The sequence below is a fragment of the Paraburkholderia sp. GAS82 genome (genome assembly GCF_050436285.1).
Classification (GTDB): domain Bacteria; phylum Pseudomonadota; class Gammaproteobacteria; order Burkholderiales; family Burkholderiaceae; genus Paraburkholderia; species Paraburkholderia phenazinium_B.
The window spans coordinates 220,268-243,972 of record NZ_JBNDLX010000012.1; the positions used below are offsets into that span (position 1 = coordinate 220,268).

The following is a 23,705-nucleotide window of genomic DNA, read 5'->3' on the forward strand; positions in this document are numbered from 1 at the left end:
TTCGCAGACAGACAGGAAACGATGAACGTGACGGATCACTCTTTCTCTGCGCCCGGTGTAAAAGACACACCCGTAACGCCCGATACATCGCCGGACGCGGTTCGCCGGCCGTCCGGCGCGTTACGCCTCGCGCAGCAGTACGCGGCACTTCCGGAAGACAAGCGCGCACTGTTTCGCGCCCGCGCGCGGGCTCAGGGGCTCGACGTAGACACGCTGCCGGTTGTTCCGCTTTTGCCGAGACCGGCTCGCTTTCCGCTGCTGTTTGCACAGGAGCGGTTATGGTTTCTGTGGTGTCTCGATCCGCATCACGCGGGTTATCACATCACGCACACTCTGCGGCTGACAAATGCTCTCGATGTTGACGCGTTGCATCGCGCATTGCGCCAACTGGTGCGCCGGCACGAAGCGCTGACGCTGCGTTTCGATGCGGAAGAAGGCGTGCCGACACAATATCCGGCACCTGATGCCAGCTACGGTTTCGTACAGCATACCCTCGCGGACGACGAGGCGACACTCGCCGAGGCGCTACGCGATTTCGCCTGCGAACCGTTCGATCTCGTCAATGGTCCGGTGCTGCGGGTCGCTTTGTTCGAGACGGGTGGACAGGGGTGTGTTCTGCAGTTCGTAGTGCATCACATCGTCGCCGATGCGTGGTCGATGAATGTGCTGTTCCGCGATCTGCTGGCGTTTTATCGCGGTGCGGATAACCTGTCGCCGTTGCCGGTGCAACTGGCAGACGTCGCAGTGTGGCAGCGGGAGTGGTCGGCCAACGATCTGCTCGAGCGGCAGATCGGCTATTGGCGCGAACGGCTCGACGGTGTTCCTGCTGCGCTCACGCTGCCGCGCGACGTGCCGCCGCGCGCGACCCGTTCCCACGACGGCGGCCTCGTCCGGCTGTCGATTCCCGCCGCGCTGGCCGAGCCGCTGCGTGAGATCGCGCGTAGCCGGCGTACGACGCTCTTTACGGTGATGCTGGCCGTGTTCGACGTGCTGTTGTACCGCTATTCGGGGCAGCGCACGATTGTGGTCGGCGTGCCCACTGCAGGGCGTGGACGTACCGAGCTGGAAGGGCTGGTGGGCTTTTTTGTCAACACGTTGATCGTCCGCGCGGACCTCGCTGGCGGACAGCCGTTCGATACGCTGTTACGCACCGTCCATGAGCGCGTGCTAGAAGCGCAGGCTCATCAGGATGTGCCGTTCGCGCGGCTGGTCGAAGCGCTTGCAATCGAGCGCAACCTCGATAGCTCACCACTGTTTCAGGTGATGTTCGATCTTGCGGCCGATGTCGCTGATAAGACGCAGGCGCAGTCCGCCAGGACCGCCGGGAACAGCCCTCTTGCGGTCGAATCGATACTCGACGTTGCGCCGACCGCACGCTTCGATCTCGCGTTGAATGCGCAGGATCGCGGAGCGGGTGGCACGTTACAGCTTGCGTTGACCTATTCATGCGATCGCTTTGTCGAAGCGACCGCGCAGCGGATGCTTGACGACTATGTCGAGCTGCTTGAACAGGTCGCGGCGGAACCGCAGCGCAACGTGGGCGATCTGGCTGTGCGCCGGGGAATTGAAGAGCATGTGCGGTACGACGCGCGCAGCGATGAAGTCAGCACTCCGACCGATGTCGAACGAGAGACAGGGGATGGAACCGCACCGGACATCCCTCGCGGTTCGTTTATCGCGGCACACCAGCGGATAGCTCAACGTGCGCGCCAATGTCCGACGCGTGTCGCCCTGCGTTGCGAGGGCGAAGCGATAACGTACGCTGCGCTCGACGCGTGGGCGGAGCGCATCGCGCTTGCGTTGCGCGCGGACGGTATCGCTGCGGGCGAACGAGTTGGCTTGCTGCTGGAGCGCTCGCTGGCTCTGCCTGCAGCGTTGCTCGGCGTGTTCAAGGTGGGTGGCGCGTTTGTGCCGCTCGATCCTGATTACCCACCAGCGCGACTGCAGGCGATGATCGCCGATGCAGGCGTGACACGTGTGATCGTCGACGAAACGACTCGGAGCAATTGCCGCGCATTGCTCGCTCCGCTGCGTACGGTGCTTGCATCCGCGGTACGGCCTGATGCCTCCGATAGCACCGCGAATTGCGATGATGCCGTATGGTCCGTGCACCCCGATGCGCTCGCCTATGTCATCTACACCTCTGGCTCAACAGGCACGCCGAAGGGCGTGGCAATCACGCACCGCGCGCTCGCGCTGCATCTGGAAGACTTCCTGCACGACCATCGGATCGTCGAGTCCGACATCGTGCTGCAGTCGTCGACCATCAATTTCGACGTGGCCTTGCATGAACTCTTGCCGGCGCTCATGGTGGGTGGCCGCGTCGTGATGCGCGGGCCGCAGGCCTGGGAGCTCGCCTCGCTGAACCGCACGCTTTGCGCCGAGCACGTGACGTTCGCGCGGATTCCGACTGCGCTCTGGCAACAATGGCGCATCGCGTTGCCGCCGGCGGAGGATATCGCGCTGCGACAGATCACAGTAGGCGGCGAAGCGTTGCCTGGCGACGCATTGCAGCGATGGTACGAAGGCCCGCTAGCGCACGTCGCGATCGACAATCTGTATGGTCCGACGGAGACCACCGTGGCGGCATTGCATCATCCGGTCTCGCGCGACGATGCGCAGCACGCCATTGTCGCAATTGGCCGCTGCTATCCGGCGCGTCATGCGTATGTCGCCGATCTCGACGGTAATCGCGCGCCGGACGGCGCGCTGGGCGAGTTGTGCATCGGCGGTGCGACCCTCGCGCAGGGCTATCTGGCGCGGCCTGCGCTTACTGCCGAACGCTTCGTGCCGGATCCGTATGGCGCGCCGGGTTCGCGCGTCTATCGCAGCGGCGATCTGTGCCGTGCGCGTGCCGACGGTATCATCGATTTCCTCGGGCGGATCGATCAGCAGGTGAAACTGCGCGGGCACCGCATCGAGCTTGGCGAAATCGAAGTCGCACTGCGGCGCGTCGCTCAGGTCCGCGAGGCTATCGTCGAATTGAAGGGGGAAGGAGAGCGCAAACGCCTTGTCGCCTACTTCACCGGGTCCGCCAATCCAGATGCCGTGCGCGAAGAGCTGACGCGCACGCTGCCAGCCTCGCATGTGCCCTCGGTTTGCATCGCGCTCGATACGTTGCCGACGCTACCTAACGGCAAGCTCGACCGGCGTGCGTTGTCCGAGCCGGACGATGCGGTGCAAAGTGCCGCTATACCGTCGGCAGGGCCGATCGAAACGGCGCTGCTGGCAGTCTGGCAGACTGTGCTCGGCCGCACTGACTTCGGCGTAACCGATAACTTCTTTACGCTCGGCGGGGATTCGATTTCCAGCCTGCGGGTGATTGCGCAGGCGCGCGCCGCGGGTTGGGTCGTCTCACCCCGCCAGGTATTCGAGCATCCCACGGTGCGTGGTCTGGCGCGTGTTGCGCGGGCGAGTGTCGCGCCAGCAGCGGATGAACCGCTTGTGAACGTCCCGTTCGAGGCACCACTCGCGTCGATGCAGCATTGGTTCTTCGAGCACTATCCGGACGCCCCTGCACGCTGGAATCAGGCAGTACTGCTGCGTAGTGCCGAGGCGCTCGACGTCGAAGCACTGCGAGCGGCGTTCGATGCCGTGCTTGGCACGCATGACGCGCTGCGTGCGAGCTTTCGGCGCGATCCGCAGACGGGTGAGTGGTCGCAGACCATTTTGCCGCCGAAGTCTTCCAACGACGTATTGCGCATCGTAGATCTGCGAGCCTCCGTTGACCCAGTGGTGGCAATCGAAGCAGTCGCAGACAAAGTGCACGACAGTGTCGATCTCGCTGCCGGCAAGCTACTCCACGCGGCTTATATGAGCACAGCGGATGGCGCACGACTGCTGGTCGTCGTCCATCATCTGGTGGTCGATGGCGTGTCGTGGCGCATCCTGCTCGACGATCTGCTGAATGCGTACGAGGCGGCACGTTTGTCCGGCACGCAGACGCTGCTGCCGCGAGCGAGTACCGCATGGAGTGAATGGACTCGACGTCTCGCCGAATACGCCAGTTTGCCCGAGCATCTGAGCGAACTAGCATGGTGGCAGAAACAACTGGGGACGACCACGGATGCCGCTCCGTCACGCCAACGCGCGATCGCTTCATCCACCACCCAAGGCCACACGCAGCATCGCAACTGGACACTCGATGCGCAGACAACGCGTCAGCTCACCGACTCTGGCAGGCGTATCGACGAAGTGCTGCTGACTGCGCTAACCCAGGCATGTGCCGAGCATTTGCCGCAGCTGCCCGTGATCGTCGAACTGGAGGGGCATGGTCGCCGCGATTGCATTCCTGGGCTCGATTTGAGCCGCACGGTGGGCTGGTTTACCACGCAGTACCCACTACGCCTTAGTGCCGCACCGCAACTCGAGTCGACGCGCCGCGAAATTGCTAACCTGCTGCAGACGGTGCCCGCGGAAGGCATGCATTTCAACCTGTTCCGCTACGGTGGCTCGGCCTCGACGCGTGCCGCGCTGGCGGCTTTGCCTCCCACGACGATTGGCTTTAACTACCTCGGACGTTTCGAAGAGCGGCTCAGCGAAGACTACTTTACGTTTGCTCCCGAAGACAGCGGCAACGGCATCGGCACGAACATAGCCAACGGGCCACGTCACGTGCTGGACCTGAATGGCCTGATCGCAGGCGGTTGCCTGAAACTCGAGTGGAGCGTCGCTTCAGATGCGCTTGATTTGGCGCAGCTTGGCAGGCTGATCGACGCGTTCGAAACACATGTGCGGGCATTGGCTCAACCGGTGGATCCGTTGGCCGGTGCATCACAAAGCGCGGACTCATCGCACACGGCCGCCACGGCGATCGATGAACCGGGACTTGGAACACCTAAGCGGCATCTGTTCAATGGCCTGACGGTGGCTTCGCAAACGTCCGTATCCGCCACAACCGAACCCGGGCAACTTGATGCGTTCGAACTGTGGCGTCAGCGCTTTTACACCGAGGCGTTGCTGTGCCCGCCTTACGGCACGGCAAACGATATCGACATGCAGCCGCTGAACGCCACCGGTGCGCCGCTCACGCTGTTCTGCTTTTACCCAGGCTTTGGACTTGTCGGCGAATACCGCTTTCTTGCCGCTGCGCTACAAGGGACCGCCAGCGTACTCGCGTTGCGTTCGCCGGGTTTCGCGATTGATGCGGGGGATTCAACGAGTGAGGCGCTCGATGCAACAGCACTCGCACGTCACGATCAACCTGCCAGTTTCGAAGCACTTGCGCAAGCATGCGTCGAGCGCGTGCTGAAGACGCAAGCCGAAGGGCCATTCCGGCTGCTTGGCTGGTCATTCGGCGGGCGCCTGGCGGCGGCGGTTGCCGGGCAGTTGCGCGCACGCGGCCATCAGGTCGATTTCCTCGGACTGCTCGACACGGCGACGCGTACCGCTGACGCAGCACCGGACGAGGAGCATGCGCAGGGCGATCTTTCCGCATGGCTGGAACAGCAGACGGACGGCGCACAACTGCAAGCGCTCTTCACACGGGCAGCCGAACTGGACGCATTGCACTACCGCTTGCGCCTCGCCCACACATTGCCGACCCTGGACGTACCGATTACTTTCTGGCACGCCGCCCGCGATGAAGTACCGGGCCGCGAGCGCGACTGGCGTCCGTATACAACCGCGGCAGTCGAAGCAGTCCAAATCGAAGCGAGCCACACCGGAATCGTGCATCATCCGGCGCTGCATGCCAGCGTAAAAGCCCAACTGCAAAAGCTGCTGCGCATGCAAGAGGCGCGGACACGCACAAGTACAAGCGACACAGATATCTCATCCTGACAACCTAAAACCGGACCACAGCTTTCGTCATGCAGTCATCAGGCGGTTCCTCGCTTTACCAGCTCTCCGACGTCGATTTTTCAATCGGCGACCGGCCGCTGCTGCAATCCATTTCGCTCGATATCGCACCGGGCCAGGTGGTGGGTCTGATCGGCCACAACGGTTCGGGCAAGACGTCGCTGATGCGGCTGCTGGCGCGCCTGCATCAGCCGACGCGCGGCACGATTTACTTCGACGGTACCCCGCTCGAGAATTGGCCGCACCGTCGCTTCGCGCAGCAAGTAGCGCATTTGCCGCAGTACACGCCATCTACGGATGGCCTGCAGGTGCGCGAACTGGTCGCACTGGGCCGCTATCCATGGCATGGCGCGCTGGGCCGCGTCACGGCAGATGATGACGCGCGCGTCGAGGAAGCAATGGCATGGACCGACGTCGCGCGTTACGCGGACCGCGCCGTCGACAGTCTCTCGGGAGGCGAGCGTCAGCGTGTCTGGCTGGCCATGCTGATCGCGCAGAACAGTCGCTGCGTGCTGCTCGATGAACCGACCTCGGCGCTCGATATCAGTCACCAGATCGAAGTGCTCGGGCTGATCCGTTCGCTGTGCGAAAAGCGCGGCATGACCGCTATCGTCGTGCTGCACGACGTGAACATGGCGACGCGCTTCTGCAATGAGCTGATTTCGCTGCGCGGCGGCAAGGTGCTGATGCAGGCGAGTCCTGCGGAGATCATGCGTCCGGATAGCCTCGAAGCCATCTACGGGGTGCCGATGGGTGTGCTCACCGATCCGCAGAGCGGCTATGCGATTGGATTTCCGCGATGACCAAACCCGTCATTCGACCTGCGAGCAGGATTCCGCGCACGGACCCGCTACGCCGCAGGCTGCTTGCAGGATTCGGCGCGCTCGGTGCGTTCAGCATGCTTGACGCGTTTGGTTCGGCGAGCGCCTGGGCTGCTACGCAGACACAGAGCACTTCGTCCGAGCCCGCGCCTCACCGCATCGTCACCCTGAACTGGGAATTGACCGAGACGCTGCTCGCACTGGGCGTTGCACCGGTCGGCACACCGTTGCCCGACTGGTATCGCAATACGATTGTCGAGCCGCCGCTGCCCGCGAGTGTGGCCGATGTGGGGCTACTGTATCAGCCGAGCTTCGAGATGCTGCAGGCGCTGGCGCCGGATCTGATGATCATTACGCCGGGACATGCCCCCGCCAAACGCTGGTTCGAGCGTATCGCGCCGACGCTCACGCTCGGCGCTTACATGTCGAGCGATACGCCTTATCCAGCGCTGCTGAACGAGACGGGCGAACTCGCCGCAAAACTGCAGAGACCGCAGCGCGCAACCGACCTGATCGCCGCGACGAATCGCAACACCGCTAACGTGCGGGCGCAACTCGGCGCGCGTCCTGCGCTGCTGCGCGCGCCGGTTCTCGTCGCGGATCTGGTCGACGACCGCCATCTGCGCGTTTATGCGCAAGGCAGCCTGTTCGACGAGATGTTGCGGAAGCTAGGAGTCCAGAATGCTGCCAATCCCGGCGCGGGAAGCAAGCCATGGCGTACGGAACAGGGCTTCGCGATGGTGCCGGTGCAGCGCCTTGCCGATGTCCAGCAGGCAAGCCTGCTGCTGGTGGGTCCGCTGGAGGCCTCCGCACGTGCCGGCGTCAGGAAGAATGCGATCTGGCAGGCGCTGCCCATGGTGCGCGAGCGCCGCATTGCCGTCCTGCCTGTGATCGCCCCGTATGGAGGACTGGTTTCGATGCAGCGTTTCGCGCAGGCAGTGGCGACGGCGCTCGCCACAATCGACAACGGCGGAGGCGGCGTTGCGTAACCTTACTGCTGCATCTGTGCCCGCTGCACCGCGCGATTTTCGGGCGGCGCTCGTCGGCGTGCTTGGGGCGGTTGCCCTGATTCTCGCGATCGTCGGTATCCATGTCCAACTGAACGGCGCCTCGTTCTGGACGACGCTGTTTGCACCGAACCGCACTGACTTGCATCAGGTGCTCGTGCGCGACGGCCTACTGCCGCGTATCGCCATGACCTTGCTGTGCGGCGCGGCACTGGCACTGGCGGGCACGCTGGCGCAACAGGTGCTGCGCAATCCGCTCGCCGAGCCGATGACGCTTGGCATTTTCCCCGGTTCGTACCTCGCGTTGATGATCGCCGAGTTGTGGGCGCCATCCTGGGTCACCGGTGGCCGTACCGTAGTGGCGCTCGCCGGCGGCGGCCTGGCGATGCTGCTCGTGTTCGGGCTCGCGTGGCGGCAACGGATGTCTTCGCTTTCGGTGATCCTTTCAGGGATGATCGTCAACCTCTACTGCGGCGCCATCAGTCTCGCCATCTGCATGTCCCATTTCGACCTGCTGCGCGGGCTGATGATCTGGGGCGGCGGGGCGCTCGATCAGAGCGGCTGGCAGGAGAGCCGGCAACTTCTGTGGGGTGTGCTCGCTTGTGTCGTCGCGACTGTGCTGCTGCGCCGTCCATTGGGCGTATTCGAGGCCGGCGATTCGACCGTGCAGAGCCTCGGCATCTCGTTGCAACGCACGCGCTTTGCCGCGCTGCTGATCTCGGTAGTCCTGACGGCCTGCGTCGTGTCGACGGTCGGCGTGATCGGCTTTGTCGGCCTTGCTGCACCCACGCTGGCGCGCCTCGCTGGCGCAAGGCGACTCAGACAGCGCCTGATCTGGGCGCCTTTGCTTGGCGCGGCGTTGTTGTGGTCAACTGATGAAATCGTCCAGATGGTGTCTTCAACGGAACTGTTCTCGGCGCATCTGGTGCCCACCGGAACGGTCACCTCGTTGCTCGGCGTTCCCTTGCTGATGCTGTTGCTGCCGCGTTTGCGCAGCCAGCCTGATCTGCATGCGAGCGCCATCGCGCATGCACCGGAAGTCAGTCTTGGTAGACGCTTGCCGTGGGCAGTGGTCGGCCTTGTCGTGGTGCTGATGCTGACCTTCGGCATATCGCGCGGTGTCCACGGCTGGCACGTTGCCAGTCCTGCGCAGATCGGCGCGCTGCTGTTCTGGCGGCTGCCGCACGCCATCGCGGCGATGTCGGCAGGTGTGCTGCTGGCGGTCGCCGGTACGCTGATCCAGCGCGTCACCGCCAATCCGATGGCGAGCCCCGATCTGCTCGGCGTGAGTTCTGGTGGCGCCCTCGGCATCGTCATCATCCTGTTCGCAGGACTCGATCCAACACCTGGGATCCTGTTTGCGGGCTGCCTCGCCGGCGCTATGACGACGCTTGCGCTGCTATTGTGGCTGGGCGGCCGCGCCTCGTTCGCGCCGGACCGGCTGCTGCTGATCGGTGTCGGGATTAGCGCGCTGTTCGAGGCTATCGTCAGCGCGACGCTGGCTAGCGGCGATCCACGTGCAGGTCTGCTAATGGATCTTGTGGTCGGCTCGACTTATTACATCGAACCCGTGGCTTCTTATGCGGCCGCTGCCGTCGCGCTAGCGGGACTGGTGCTCGGCCCGTTGATGGCACGCTGGATCGAAACGCTGAGCCTGGGCGCGCCGATGGCAGACAGCCTCGGCGTGCCCGTGGCGCGGGCACGCCTGGCGATCCTGCTGCTAGCGGCGTTGCTCACCGCCACGGCCACGTTGCTGGTCGGCCCGCTTTCGTTTGTCGGGCTGATCGCGCCGCATATCGCCCGCTATTCGGGCGCGCGCCGGCCTGCAGTGCAGATGTTCGTGGCGTCGATCGTCGGCGCGTTGCTGATGGGCTTCGCGGATTGGCTTGGTCGCCAGGTCATGTTCCCTCAGGAGATGCCGGCTGGCCTTGTCGCGACGTTAATAGGCGGTCCTTATCTGATTGCGCTGACTCTGCGGAAGACAGTTGCGTCCACCTGAGCGCTCCGAAAGCCCGGTGCTTCGCGCCGGGCTTTCGCCCTCTATACGGACCACAGGTCACAAACAACAGACAAAACTCAAAATGTATTTGCAAATGAGAATCGTTATCGATTAACATCTTATTCGCGATAACGAGATGTCTGGCGCATAGCGCGTCCGCGTGAGGCATCCACTGCGCGAGAGTGGTCTATTGCTGTTCGCGGTGCTGGGGAAAGTGCAAAGCCGCGATTCACTTTCGCTACGAATACATCATCCTGACATGCCTCGTTAGTTGTCCTTTTCAAAGGACCCGACGGGTTTGTGTCTTCACGCCGAGAATTTGCCAGCCACGATGAAAACAACCATGGACCATAGCCGTAGTAAGCGGCGAGCGAAAGCTCGCTTGTTCCAGTCCCGGCTGACGCCGGTGGCGATTTCGCTGATTGCGATGTGGGCCGGGCACGCCCGGGCGCAATCGGCGCCAGCAAGCACGACAGGTGACAGCAGTGTGCTGCCGGCCGTTACGGTGACGAGCGACAGCGATGCCACCACCGAGGACAGCGGCTCCTACCGGGCCCGCAACGCGACGGTCGCGGGCGGTGTAGCACAACCGCTGCAGGAGATTCCGGCCTCGGTCTCGGTGGTAACGCGTCAGCGCATGGACGACCAGAACATGACGCAGATTCAGGATGCGCTGCTCTATGTCACGGGCGTCGAAGCGTTGAATTACGGCGATGGCACGGCCTATTACAGGTCGCGCGGCAATTACCTTGGTGTCGAGTTCGACGGCGTGTCGGTTGTCAGCGGGTTGCAGTATCAGACCCAGTTCGATCTGGCCATGTACGACCGCATCGAAGTGTTCCGCGGTCCGGAAGGTGTGATGACGGGTGCAGCCGATCCGACCGATGCCGGCGGTACGGTCAACCTCGTGCGCAAACGTCCGCAGAACACGTTCCATCTGGAAACCGAGACGCAGATCGACTCGTTCGGCGCTGTGCGCCAGATGGTCGACGTGACCGGGCCGCTCAACAAGGACGGCTCGTTGCGTGGCCGCGCGGTGATCGTGGGCAGCGATGGACTGCAATCGGTCGACGGCGTGCGCGAAAAGAAGTTCATGGTGTACGGCGCGCTCGACTACGACTTCAATCCGCGCACGACACTGTCGTTGTCGGCGGCCTATGAGGTCAATCCGGTGTCGGGCTTCGACTATGGTATCGGCGAAACGGCCTCCGGCACGCGGCTGCCGAGTTCGTACTCGCAAAACTTCAGCCCGAGCTGGAATTACAGCTACACGTCGCTGGCGGAAACCAATCTCAACCTGACGCACCGCTTCGAGAACGACTGGCAGTCGTCGACCACGGTCTTCTATCGCCATGAACTGCAGTCGACAAATTACGCCTATTCCGGCCCGGGCGTCACCGACGACGGCCTCTCGGCCTACGGCGATCAGCGGCAGCGCATTACCTACGACTGGTTCGGCGCCGATACCCATGTGTCGGGCCCGATCAATCTGTTCGGCCAGACTCATACGCTGACCGTCGGGGCAAACTATTCGCTGCAGAACGAGACTACCAAGTCCGGCTTTGTCTCCCTCACGGGGCCATTCGCTGACGGCGATTACAACGTCTTCGATGCGGACTCGGTGCCGAGCGTCAACGTGCCGTTCACGTATGGTTCCAACATCCGGACCGAGGAATACGGGGTCTACGCACAGGCCAGGATTCATCTCGCCAAGCCGCTGACACTCGTGCTCGGTGCGCGCGAAACGTTCTTCAATGAAGAGTCGCAGACCATCTTGCCGAGCGTATCCGACTGGAGCACGGAAGCACGGATGAATGGCAAGTTCCTGCCGTCGGCGGCACTTGTCTATGACATCGTTCCCTGGTTGAGCGCATACGTCAGCTATTCGAAGATTTTCGAGCCGCAGACGGCGACCACTTATACGGGTGCGGCGTTGCCTCCAGCAACAGGTGACCAGTACGAAACCGGCCTGAAAGGCACGTTCCTGAACGGACGCCTTGGTGCGACGGCCGCTCTGTTCCGCATCAACACCAACAACGTCGCGATCACGGACCCCGACAATCCGACGGGTTCGATCGCCGGCGGCGCGGCGCGTGACCAGGGCTTCGAGTTCGAAGTCACCGGGGAGCCGCTGCCGAACTGGAATGTGTATGCGGGCTACACCCTGCTGAACGAAAGCTTTACGAACCAGACGGCCAATTACTCGGACGGCACGGACCCGAAACATCTGTTCAAGCTGTGGACGAGCTACCGCCTCTCGCAAGGACTCCTGAAGGGCGTGACGGTGGGCGGCGGGATGCTGGCTCAAAGCGAGATTACCCGTGGTGTAGAGCAGGGCGGCTATGCGATCTTCAATGCGCAGGTGGGCTATCGCATCAACAAGCACGTGGATACCTCGCTGACGCTGAACAACATGTTCAATCGCGAGTACTACGTGCGTCCGCCCGGAACGTACTTTAGCCAGTTCGGGGACCGGCGCAACCTGATGTTGACGGTGCGCACGGATTTCTAACGTGGGCAAATCGAGGCATGCGCGCGAATTCCTTCGCGCATGCGGCTGCATGAAATGCGCGGCTCCGCTTTACGGCGTGGCCGCGCGCTGGTCTCTGGACCTCACGCACAGCGCCGCGCGTTCGTAGCGCTTGTGGAAACGCGCCGCCTCGGAGCCAGCTTGACCTGAAAGAACTTGACAAGACTGGGCATCATGTCTAATTTTGTATAAATGATAATCATTCGTATTTGTATTCAGCATGTCGAGCCGGCGGTGTGTCTGCCGGGTTTGTCGCGTTTGCCGCATTTGTTATCCGCCAGCCATTCGTGAGGTGTGCTGTGCATGCTATGCCGACGCTGTCGTGCAGCGCACTCCCGAGTCACTCACAGGAAATATCGCCATGACGCAAGCTACGCCGTTGCTATTCGACTTTGCGCCGTTCGCCGGCAAAAGCGAACAGTACGTAGAGCTGATCAAGCAGTTCGCCGCCGCCCAATCGTTTCGCAGCGCCACCGTCGACGAGTTGCTACTCGATGACGACTACCACCGGCGTCCGTTGCGCCCCGAAGACTTCGAGTTCCTCAAGTTCGCCAAGCCGGTCCGTCAACATAACGTGAGCCGTCTGCCGTCGCTGGCTGCAAACCGTACGCTGCTATCGATCTATGAGCTAGGCATCGCGCGCCTGCCGCGCAGCGCAGAGGCGGCGGAGTGGCAACATTTCAGCGAGTTCTATCGTGACGATGTCCAGGTGCGTGGCGCACAACTCGCGCCGTTCCTCGAGTCGTATGCATTCGAATACCTCGCTCAGGACCAGGGCATCGAAACGGATGCCGCCACGGCGGCGGGACGCCTTGCGCGGATTGTCGACGACGAAACCGCATTCTGGAGCGGGACATTCGAGCGCCTGATGCGCAACGATTATCTCGAGGAAGGGTTGCGCTTCATCATGGTCCAGCGCTGGGCGCTGGCGCCGTCGAAGCGCCGCGCGTTGGCGAAGGCTGCCGCAAGCGGCCTGTTCGATATGCTCCCTGCCGAGTTGCATCCGGCGCTCGAAGGCGATCTCCCTGACGATGCTTTGCTGCAACGTGTAGCTGGTGCATGTGGCGTCACGCGCCAGCAACATGCGTACTGGCAGTTCTACTTGCCCACCAGCATGGCGAAGTGCAATCTGCTGTATGCGCTGGGACGCAGGCCGGATCGCGCGTTCGCACTCGTCGGCGCCGCCTTTGCGGCGCAAGCCGAGTGGCTCGCTTTCGGTCTCGCACTTGAGCGCGCTTGTGCGCATCTGCAGCCTGCCGGACGCCGCCGCAGCGACGCAGCTGAGCGCAAGACCGAACTGGTGGCGCGCTTCACGCAGGCGTTGCAGGGCATCGAGCGCCAGTTCGGCGCCACTGCCTTCACGCAGGCTGTGCAAGGCGTCGCGGCTGCCGAGCGTCTCGCCGAGCGGGCCCGTTGGGATCTTGGCGAGCAACTGCTGTGGCTTTCGTCGATTCGCCGCTACGTCGATTTCGCGCATCGCATCAGCACGCGTATCGATGCGGAATGCCCGGGCATCGACCGTGAGACCTTCGTCGAGCCGCATGAGATGTGCTCGACCACGCACGTTCACAACGACCATCGTCTCGTGACCATTCAGGATGGCGAAATGCTTTTCTGGGGTAACGTCGGCATGCAGCTCAAGATGAACGAGGGCGACATGGTGCTGATCCCTGATGGACGCCTGCATGGCTCGACCGTCGTCTCCGGCGAGTGTACCTATCACCAGCCGATCATCCCCGACGATTGGGTGCAGGCGCTGGTCGCCGAACTGGACGCGAAGGCCGAGGCCTGAGCATCGCGCGAGGGCACTTGCGGTTCTTTTGTGGCCGTATCGTTGCCGAGCGCCGTGAACACCGGAAAGCCTGGGACAAGGGCGCCGGTTCCCCCGCAAACCGATATCGCAGTTGACGCACGTCCGCGAGGGCGTGTGCCGGCCCGCTCGCCACTGCGCGATGCAGATGTGTGACGACAAAGGACATTGAAGATGCGCTCAAACGAGGGAACCGTGATGGATGCCGTGCAGTTCGCCGAACCGCCTGCGCCAAACCCACACGAAGACGCGCTGCCCAGCGAAGGATTCGATCCCGGCGACTGGAAAAGCCGGATCATCGCAGGACGCGCGACTGGCGCGGCAGCGAATCCGCCCGCATGGCTGGATGCGTCGTATGGCACGATGTGCGGGCATGTGATGGACCCGGCGTATCCGTGCTTCTTCGGCACGATGGCCGAGAAACGCGGCGAAATGTTCTATTCGTATGTGAACGGCAAGGACATTCGCGATTTGCCCGCAACGATGCAAACGTTCGCCGAGCTCGTCTCGCTGCCGCAATATCGCAAGAACAACATTGCGGTGTTCTTCGAACCCGATCGCGAGCCGCTTACGCACGCGGCGTATCACGACTTGTTCTGGAGCATTCTGCAGCACCTGCACGACGTTGACCCCGATCCGCATGCCGATGCCCAGCCGGACCCGTCGCACGAAGACTGGGAGTTTTCGTTTGCCGGCGTGGAGACCTTCGTGGTTTGCGCGTGCCCGTCGTTCCGGCAGAGACATAGTCGCAATCTTGGACCCGGCATGGTGCTGCTGTTTCAGCCACGCAGCGTGTTCGTCGACACCATTACCAACAAGGTGATCGGGCGTGAGGCGCGCAATCAGGTGCGCAAACGCATCGAAACTTGGGACACGATTCCCGCACACCCCGACCTCGGCTTTTACGGCGACCCAGGCAATCTGGAATGGAAGCAGTACTTCCTCGACGACACCAACCTGCCCGCCGACGATCGTTGTCCATTTCTCAAGCGTCAACGCGAGAAGGCTGCAGCCCACGCGCTTGTCGATGCGGCATGGCGCAGAACATCGGCACCCGACTGAGACCGAGCACGAACGCGAACGCCGTGCGCGTCGTGAACGCGGCGAAGATTGAGCGAGTGGGTGACGCATTGCCCGAATCGCCGCAACGGGCGCGGCCTGCCACACGAGATGGTGAAATGACTGAGAACATGATCGAACGCTTGCGCGCATTGAGCGTATCGCGCGCGACCGGTACCGCGCTGGTGACGCTGGATGCCAGCGGTGAGAAGCGCTATGACTATGCGGGGCTGGACCGGCGCGCACGGGCAATTGGCGCAGTCTTGCACGGGGTGGATGGCGAGGCGGATGCGGAAGCAGCCCATATGTCACCGCGTGCGCTTCTGTTGATGGATAGCGGTGTCGATTACGTAGCAGCGTTTTTCGGCTGCCTCTACGCAGGCGTTATCGCAGTGCCGGCTTATCCGCCCGAGTCGTTGCGCGGACAACATCTCTCGCGCCTCGAGTCGATCGCCGCAGATGCGGGAGCTAGCTTCATCCTGACGACTGCTGCGCTTGCCGGCAAACTTCGCGATGCGTTTGAGAAGATCGGACCACGCGCTGAAATCGTAATGGTGGACACGCTCGATCTGGGCAGCGACGCATCGAGTTCCTTCGAGCCGCATCGCGCCGTGCCGTCCGACATCGCATTTCTGCAGTACACCTCAGGTTCGACATCGGCACCCAAGGGCGTGATGGTTACGCACGGCAGTTTGTGGGCCAATGAACTGGCCATCCGAGAAGGCCTTGGTGTTCGCGAGAACGACGTCTTTGTGAGTTGGCTGCCGCTGTATCACGACATGGGTCTGATTGGAACGCTGTCGCAGCCTGTGTTTAGCGGGATCCCACTGGTGCTGATGTCGCCGCAGTATTTTCTCGAGCGGCCGGTGAGATGGCTCGAAGCAATCGCGCGTCATCGCGGCACGATCTCGGGTGGTCCCGACTTCGCGTACCGGTTGTGCGCCGATCGCGTCAGCGAAGAGCAGCGTGCAGCTTTAGATCTGTCCTCGTGGCGGCTCGCGTTCTCTGGCTCGGAGCCGGTTCGAAAGTCCACTCTGGAGGTTTTTGCTGGACGCTTCGCTGGCGTCGGGTTCGATCCGCATGCGTTGTTTCCGTGTTATGGACTCGCTGAGGCTACGCTCTATGTCAGCGGCATGGCGCCGGGGAGTGGTGCTCGTGCGCCGTCATTTTCTGCGACTGGACTCGCAGCCGGTCGTGCCGAAGGCGAAGGCGCCGGGGATGGCGATGGCATACCCATCGTTTCATGCGGCAAGCCTGTGAACGGCCATGCGTTGGCAATCGTCGATAGCGAGAGTGGCATTGAGCTGGGCGCGGGGCAGATTGGCGAGATTCTCGTGCGAGGTCCGAGCGTGGCGGCTGGCTATTGGCGTCGGCCCGAGGACAGCGCTCGTACGTTCGTCGAGCGCGACGGCGCACGTTGGCTGCACACTGGCGACCTGGGCTTTCTGCACGAGGGCGAACTCTACGTCGCCGGGCGGATCAAGGATCTGCTGATCGTGCGTGGTCGCAATCTGTATCCACACGATCTTGAGCTCGCGATCGAGCGCGAGGTCGAACTGGTGCGTCGTGGTCGCGTCGCGGCGTTTGCAGTTGAGATCGATGGTCAGGAAGGCATTGGCATCGCTGCGGAAGTCTCGCGCAACATGCAGAAACTCGCGCCGGCGGAGGCGATTTCGGCTGCGCTGAGCGAAGCAGTCGCACTTGCTTGCGGTGAACCGGCGGGTGTCGTTGTGCTGCTGAATCCAGGTGGGTTGCCGAAGACATCGAGCGGTAAGGTACAGCGAGCGGCCTGTGTGCGCGGTTGGCAGCAGCGTTCGCTCGACGCCTATGCTTATTTTGAGCAGGGACGTCGGGTTGAAGCGAATGCCTTGCGTGATGGTGGCGCTACTGTGGCCGAGTCTGCATTGTTAGCGCCGCTGGCCGGATTTGAACAGGAGCTTGCCGCGCTGTGGCGTGATGCATTGAGCTTGTCGCAGGAGCGCCCTGCTCGCGAAGACAGCTTCTTTGCACTCGGCGGCAGCTCGCTCGCGGCGGTGCAACTGGCTGCTTCTGCGCGGGCGCGCTGGGCGATCGATTACACGCCGCGCGATGTCTTTGGTGCGCCCGTTTTCAGGGATGCTGCTGCACTAATCGAGCAGAGGAGCACGCAAGGAGCGGTGTCGCCGGAGTTGGTGGTAGTGCGTCTCTCCGACGACCAGCGTACGCAGACGCGCGCCTCCGATGCCCAACGAGGCCTCTGGTTGACGTGGCACCATGACCCCGCGAGTGCCGCTTACAACATGAGCGGCGAGTTGCATTTAACAGGTGAACTGGATCTGGGCGCCCTGCAGCGTGCGTTTGACGACGTGGTACGACGCCATGAAATCCTGCGCGCCCATTTCACGCTTGGCGACGACGGTGAGCCCGTGCAGGTCATCGAGGGCGACATGCGCGTGCTGTTACCCGTGACGCGGCTTGAAACTGGCTCGTCTGCCGCACAACGTGAGGCTATGCTCGATGCACTGGTCGAGCAGGTGGCTCGACAGCCCTTCGATCTCGAATACGGGCCGCTATTGCGCGCCCACCTGGTCAGCATCGGTGGGCGCGAGCATCGCCTGTTGCTTGCACTCCACCACATCATCGCCGATGGCTGGTCGGTGAACGTGTTGCTTACGTCGCTGGCGGACGCCTATCGTGCGCAACTGGCCGGGCCGGTTTCAGCGGTGTCGAGCATCGAGCCTCAGTTACAGCACGTGGATTATGTCGCGTGGGAGCGTGCCACGCTCGATTCCGCTGCGCTTGCGCGCCAGCTCGAGTACTGGCGCACTCAACTCGCTGCGGACGGGGATCCCGCTGCCGCAGCGCAACTCTTTGCACGACCCGCTTCAAGTGCTGCGATTTCAGTCGCAGATGTTACGAGCCTTGCAGGGCATCAACGCAGTTTGACCTTCTCGCTTCCTGCCCGTACCGCAGCGACGCTAAAACGCGTTGGCGCAACCCGGCACGCGTCGCTCTTCATGACGATGCTCGCAGTCCTGAATGTCACCCTGCAACGTCTGAGCGGCCGGGACGACATTCGCGTTGGCGCGCCGATGTCACTGCGCAAGCTTCCCGAAGCGCAGTCGATGATTGGCTACTTCGTCAATCTGCAGGTAATGCGCACGCGCATGAACGCGCATCGCGATTTCGGCGCGCTCGTCGATGCCGTACGCGAAACCGTGCTGGCTGCGCAGGAACATCAGGATGTGCCATTCGATCGGCTCGTCAGCGCGCTGCTGCCGAACCGCGCAAGCGGGGCCGCGCTGTTCCAGGTCAAGCTGACCGAACAGCAGCCATTCGCCGAAGCCGCGTTCGCGCCACTCGACGCGCGGCTTCATGTGTTGTTGAATGACGCACCTCATTTCGACCTTGCACTTGATTTCACCCGCACCGGTGAAGCGATTGACTGCTTGCTCGCGTATGACGATACGGTGTTCGACACCGCGTTTGCTGAACGCTTTGCGGGCTTGTTTACTGAGTTGGCGGAGCGACTCGGCGGAGCGCCCGATACGCCTTTGGAGCGACATGTAGCGAGCTCAGTTAGGGAGCTGATGCATTGCGGCGCGACTACCGGGCGACGCGCAAGCAACGTTCAGAACATCACCAATCCACAGGACGCATACACTACGCAAGACGTGCTGGCGCTGTGGGATGCCAGCGTCGCACGTCACCCCGAACGCATCGCTCTTTACGACGGCAAGCGCAGTGTGACATTCGGTGCACTGGACGCCGCAGCAGAAGCGCTCGCGGCCCAACTTGACGTTCTCGGTGTAGGCGATGAAGCGCGCGTTGGCGTGCTGGCCAGCCGCTCGATCGAACAGGTGTTTGGCATGCTGGCGGCGTTGAAGGCCGGTGCAACCTGGGTGCCATTCGATCCGCAGATGCCGCCCGCACGGATCGCCACGCAGATCGCGGACAGCGGCGCAGTTGCGTTGCTCCATGCCGGCGCCTTGCCGGCGGCCCTGACTAGTATCGCGTCGAGCATCTCAACGCTCGCGCTGCAACACGACCTAACGGCTTCGTCAGCGTACCGAATCGCTTCGACCGAACCGGCACCACGTTCACGCCGCCCACCGCACGCAGACCGAGCGGCGTACATGATCTACACCTCAGGTTCGACGGGTGAACCGAAGGGCGTCGTCGTCACCCATGGTGGTCTCGCAAACTACGTGAACGGGATGCTCACGACATTGCAGGTCGACGCGGACGCGTCGTTTGCGATGGTGTCTACCCCTGCCGCCGATCTCGGCCATACGGTGCTATTTGGCGCGCTGTGCTCCGGACGCACGCTGCATCTGCTTGCACAGGACCTCGCATTTAATCCCGATGGATTCGCGCACTATATGGCGGAGCACCGGATCGGTGTACTGAAGATCGTGCCGAGCCACCTGGCCGCATTGCTGTCCGCAGCGCGTCCTCGCGATGTTCTGCCGACACATGCGCTGATTGTCGGCGGCGAGGCGACCCCCGCCGCGTTGCTCGAACGTCTCAGTGCGCTCCAGCCGATCTGTCGAATCTTCAATCACTACGGGCCAACGGAAACGACGGTCGGCATCGCGATGCACGCTCTCCCGAAAGCGTCGCAATCAGGCCACGATTTGCCCCTGGGTGCGCCGCTGCCCAACGCCCACATCTACCTGCTCGATGATCGGATGGAGCCAGTGGCGCGAGGCGCTGAGGGTGAGTTGTACCTCGGTGGACCGGGTGTCGCGCGCGGCTATCATGGTCGCGCTGGCCTCACGGCTGAACGCTTCGTGCCCGATCCGCTCGTGCCCGGTGCTCGCCTCTATCGCTCCGGCGATCGAGGACGTCGCGGCGCCGACGGCCTGCTCGAATACCTCGGTCGAGTGGACGATCAGGTGAAGATTCGCGGCTATCGCGTCGAGCCGCGCGAGGTCGAGCGCGAGATCCTTCGCGTGGATGGCGTGCAAGATGTCGCGGTGCTGACATACGACGCGTCGTCGGGAAAACGCCTGGCGGCGTTTGTCGTGACGAGCCGTGCCCTCGATGCCGTGATGGTCGACGCTGCCCGCGCGCTGCCCGACTACATGATGCCGGCGGAGACCATCGCGCGCGACGCGCTGCCGCTGAACGCCAACGGCAAGCTCGACCGCGCCGCGCTGCGGGCGGCGCTCAACGAACATCGGCAAGTGCGGTCTGAACTGACCGCGGGCCTTGATACCACTAACGTCGGTGCACCTCGCACGGCAACCGAACTCACACTCGCGCAGATCTGGGCGGAAGTGCTCGGTATCGAACCGGGCCGGATCGGCCGGGGACAGAATTTCTTCGAAGTCGGCGGCGATTCGATTCTTGGCCTCAAGGTCGTTGCGAAAGCGCGTAAGGCTGGATTGTGGCTCACGCCGAAGCAGTTGTTCGAGCGGCGGACTCTGGCCGAACTTGCGCTTCACACGGAGTCGAAGGGTGGAGCGGCTAAGCAGGATGCTCATCGACAGCCTTCGATCAAGCGTCTGCCCGACACAGTGAGGGCGCGCACGGAAGCGTCCTTTGCGCAGCGGCGACAGTGGTTCTTATGGCAGCTTGATCCTGAGAGCAGTGCGTATCACGTGGCAGGTGGGCTGTGGCTGGGGGGCGAACTCAGCGCGGTTGCGTTGCGCAAGAGTCTTGAAGCGATCGTGACGCGTCATGAAGTGCTGCGTACGCGCTTCGTAGCAGACGAAGCAGGCAGGGTTGAACAACAGATAGATGCGCACGCTCAACTCGACTGGCGCGAAGCTACTTTGCCGGCCGCACAGATCGATACGGCAGCGCGCGCACTGGCGAGCGAGCCGTTCGATCTGGCAGCAGGTCCATTGTTGCGTGCTGCCCTGTACCGTAGCGAAGGCGAAGCGGGCCGCAGCCTGCTAGTGCTGACGCTGCATCACATCGTCTCGGACGGTTGGTCGATACAGGTGCTGCTGGAAGAACTGGTGGCGCATTACCGCGCAGCAGTACTGAGCGAACCGTTGACCGTACACGCGCTGCCCGTGCAATACGCGGACTACGCGGCTTGGCAACGCGAGTGGCTCGAAGCAGGCGAGCAGGAAAAGCAGCTCGCCTACTGGCGCGATACGCTGGGCACGACGCATCCAGTGCTGGCATTACCGACGGACGCACCGCGCCAGGCGCACGCGTCGTACACGGCAGGCCGCCATGGCGTGACGCTGCCGCCCGAACTGGCGCAGGCGGTCCGCGAATGCGCGCAGCGCAGTTCGACGACACCGTTCATGGTGTTGATAGCCGCATTCCAGGCGCTGCTGCACCGCTACACAGGCGAGCGCGACATCCGCGTAGGCGTTCCGGTCGCGAACCGCAACCGCGTCGAAACGGAGCCGCTGATCGGCTTCTTCGCGAACACGCAGGTGCTGCGCAGCCAGATCGACGGCGCGACCACATTAGGGACTCTGCTGACCCAGGTGCGCAACGCAGCCGAAGGCGCGCAAGCCCATCAGGAACTCCCATTCGATGTCCTGGTGGACGCGCTGCGCCCCGAGCGCAGTCTGAGCCACAGCCCGTTGTTCCAGGTGATGTTCAATCATCAGCGACGCGACTGGCGTGTGCTGCAGCAACTGCCTGATCTAACCATCGAGCCTTACCGGCTTCCGGGCACGATGGCGCAGTTCGAGTTGATGCTCGATACGCGCGAAGAGGAAGACGGCACGCTGACGCTCGAATTCACCTACGCGCAGGAGTTGTTCCACGAGTCGACTGTGCAGCGTCTGACTCGCCATTACCAGCGGCTGCTCGAAGCGTTCTCGCGACACACCGACGGGCTAAACGAAACGGTCGACGCGATCGTGCTGGCCGACGACACGGAACGTTCCATCCTCGCAGACTGGAGCCGCAATTCGACTCGTTACGTGGGCTACGAGCCGGTGTTCCGTGCCTTCGAACATCATGCCACCGTACATCCGGACGCGGCCGCTTTGCTCTTTGGCGAGCAGGTCCTGAGTTATGGCGAACTGAACGCGCAAGCTAACCAGCTTGCGCGCTGGCTGCGTGCGCAGGGCGTTGGCGTCGAATCGCGTGTCGGTGTGGCAGCGCATCGCTCGCTGGAGATGGTCGTCGCGCTCTACGCCATCATGAAGGCAGGCGCGGCCTACGTGCCGCTCGATCCCTCGTACCCGGCCGAGCGCCTCGCGTACATGATCGACGATAGCGGCATTGACCTGTTGCTGACCCACGGCGGCATCTCGTTGCCAGAGGTAGACGGCGTGCGCCGCGTCGAACTGGAATCGATCGACGCCGCTGCGTACGCAACATCCGATCTCAACGACATCCCGTTGCACGGCGCGAATCTCGCCTACGTGATCTATACGTCGGGTTCGACCGGCCGTCCGAAGGGTGTGGGCAACCGTCACGACGCGTTATGGAACCGTCTGGTCTGGATGCAGCAGACCTACGGCCTGAAACGTGGTGAAACGGTGCTGCAAAAGACACCGTTCAGCTTCGACGTCTCCGTTTGGGAATTCTTCTGGCCGCTGATGGTGGGGGCACGACTCGCTATCGCGGCGCCGGACGCGCATCGCGATCCTCAACGGCTGGCGGCAGCCATCCGCGATTACCGGGTGAGCACGCTGCATTTCGTACCGTCGATGCTGCAGGCGTTCACCGCGAGCGGAGAGGCATCACGCTGCGGCGAGACACTTGCGAGAATCGTATGCAGCGGCGAAGCGCTCCCGGCCGATCTGCAAGCAAAGGTCTCCGAAGCAATGCCACAGGTGGTTTTGCACAACCTCTATGGGCCAACCGAAGCAGCGATCGATGTCACCGCGTGGACTTGCATCGCAGAAGCCGGGCGTCCGGTGCCGATCGGTCGGCCAATTGCGGCTACGCAAACCTGGGTGCTGGATGCGCGGATGCAGCCTGTGCCGCAGGGCGTGCCCGGTGAGTTATACCTTGGCGGCGCCGGACTGGCGCGTGGTTATCTGGGCCGGCCGGGGCTGACGGCGGAACGCTTCGTGCCGGACCCGCTTGGCGGTACGCCCGGCGCGCGCCTCTACCGTACCGGAGACCTGGTACGCTGGCGTGCCGATGGCGCGCTCGACTATCTGGGGCGGCTCGATCATCAGGTAAAGATCCGCGGCTTTCGCATCGAGTTGGGCGAGATCGAGGCGGCGTTGACTGCACAAACCGGTGTTCGCGAAGCCGTCGTCGTTGCGCACGATGGCCGACTGATTGCGTACGCGGTGGGCGAGTCGCTTGACGCCGCCGCGTTGCGTACACAACTCGCGCAGCGCCTGCCTGAGTATATGGTGCCCTGGCGGATCATGCCGCTCGCGGCGATGCCGCTGAATGCGAACGGCAAGGTGGACCGGCGCGCTTTGCCGCAGCCTTCTTCGGAGGCCGCGAGGGAGGTGACCTGGGAGGCGCCGCGTGAGGGCGTCGAGGCGCAACTCGCGGCGATCTGGTCGACATTGTTAGGCGCTGCACGCGTCGGACGTCACGATGATTTCTTCACGCTGGGCGGCCATTCGCTGCTCGCGGTGCGTTTGAACGCGCGGATCGCGCTCGAACTGAACGCGAACCTGCCGCTCGCCACGTTGTTCGAAGCGGCGACGCTGCATGAGCAGGCGGCGGCTATCGATCGTACGCGTCAAGGTGAGAACAATGACGAGGCGCTGCGTGGTCTCGATCTCTTTATCGACACCCTTTGAGCAGA

The 23,705-nt window shown here is 62.9% G+C and carries 8 protein-coding genes; all 8 read left to right on the top strand.

Annotation, left to right across the window (positions count from 1 at the left end; translation table 11 throughout):
* The first annotated feature begins 21 nt into the window (after nt 1-21).
* Entirely contained in the window at nt 22-5,781 is a 5,760-nt protein-coding gene (locus tag P3T17_RS31790) for an amino acid adenylation domain-containing protein (protein WP_429410665.1), read from the top strand.
* Between the two features lie 29 nt (nt 5,782-5,810).
* Entirely contained in the window at nt 5,811-6,602 is a 792-nt protein-coding gene (locus P3T17_RS31795; RefSeq protein ID WP_429410668.1) for an ABC transporter ATP-binding protein, read from the top strand.
* Nucleotides 6,599-7,609: an ABC transporter substrate-binding protein gene (locus P3T17_RS31800; RefSeq protein WP_429410670.1), complete on the top strand. Its 1,011-nt coding sequence runs from the start codon at nt 6,599-6,601 to the stop codon at nt 7,607-7,609. The genes P3T17_RS31795 and P3T17_RS31800 overlap by 4 nt, the downstream gene beginning before the upstream one ends.
* A complete protein-coding gene (fhuB, locus tag P3T17_RS31805; protein WP_429410672.1) occupies nt 7,602-9,626 on the top strand; it encodes a Fe(3+)-hydroxamate ABC transporter permease FhuB in 2,025 nt (674 codons plus the stop codon). Before P3T17_RS31800 ends, fhuB begins: the two co-directional genes overlap by 8 nt.
* Before the next feature lie 382 nt (nt 9,627-10,008).
* A complete protein-coding gene (locus P3T17_RS31810) occupies nt 10,009-12,138 on the top strand; it encodes a TonB-dependent siderophore receptor (RefSeq protein ID WP_429410674.1) in 2,130 nt (709 codons plus the stop codon).
* Nucleotides 12,139-12,517: 379 nt separating this feature from the next.
* Entirely contained in the window at nt 12,518-13,948 is a 1,431-nt protein-coding gene (locus P3T17_RS31815; RefSeq protein WP_429410676.1) for a peptide synthetase, read from the top strand.
* Between the two features lie 216 nt (nt 13,949-14,164).
* Entirely contained in the window at nt 14,165-15,028 is an 864-nt protein-coding gene (locus P3T17_RS31820; protein ID WP_429410724.1) for a YqcI/YcgG family protein, read from the top strand.
* A gap of 116 nt (nt 15,029-15,144) precedes the next feature.
* Complete coding sequence (locus tag P3T17_RS31825; protein WP_429410677.1) at nt 15,145-23,700, top strand: amino acid adenylation domain-containing protein; 8,556 nt, start codon at nt 15,145-15,147, stop codon at nt 23,698-23,700.
* Nucleotides 23,701-23,705: the final 5 nt, after the last annotated feature.

Excerpts from the sequence above, each read along its gene's own strand:
- P3T17_RS31790 (WP_429410665.1), top strand. The coding sequence starts at position 22 with ATGAACGTGACGGATCACTCTTTCTCTGCGCCCGGTGTAAAAGACACA.
- P3T17_RS31795 (WP_429410668.1), top strand. The coding sequence starts at position 5,811 with ATGCAGTCATCAGGCGGTTCCTCGCTTTACCAGCTCTCCGACGTCGAT.
- P3T17_RS31800 (WP_429410670.1), top strand. The coding sequence starts at position 6,599 with ATGACCAAACCCGTCATTCGACCTGCGAGCAGGATTCCGCGCACGGAC.
- P3T17_RS31815 (WP_429410676.1), top strand. The coding sequence starts at position 12,518 with ATGACGCAAGCTACGCCGTTGCTATTCGACTTTGCGCCGTTCGCCGGC.
- P3T17_RS31820 (WP_429410724.1), top strand. The coding sequence starts at position 14,165 with ATGGATGCCGTGCAGTTCGCCGAACCGCCTGCGCCAAACCCACACGAA.
- P3T17_RS31825 (WP_429410677.1), top strand. The coding sequence starts at position 15,145 with ATGACTGAGAACATGATCGAACGCTTGCGCGCATTGAGCGTATCGCGC.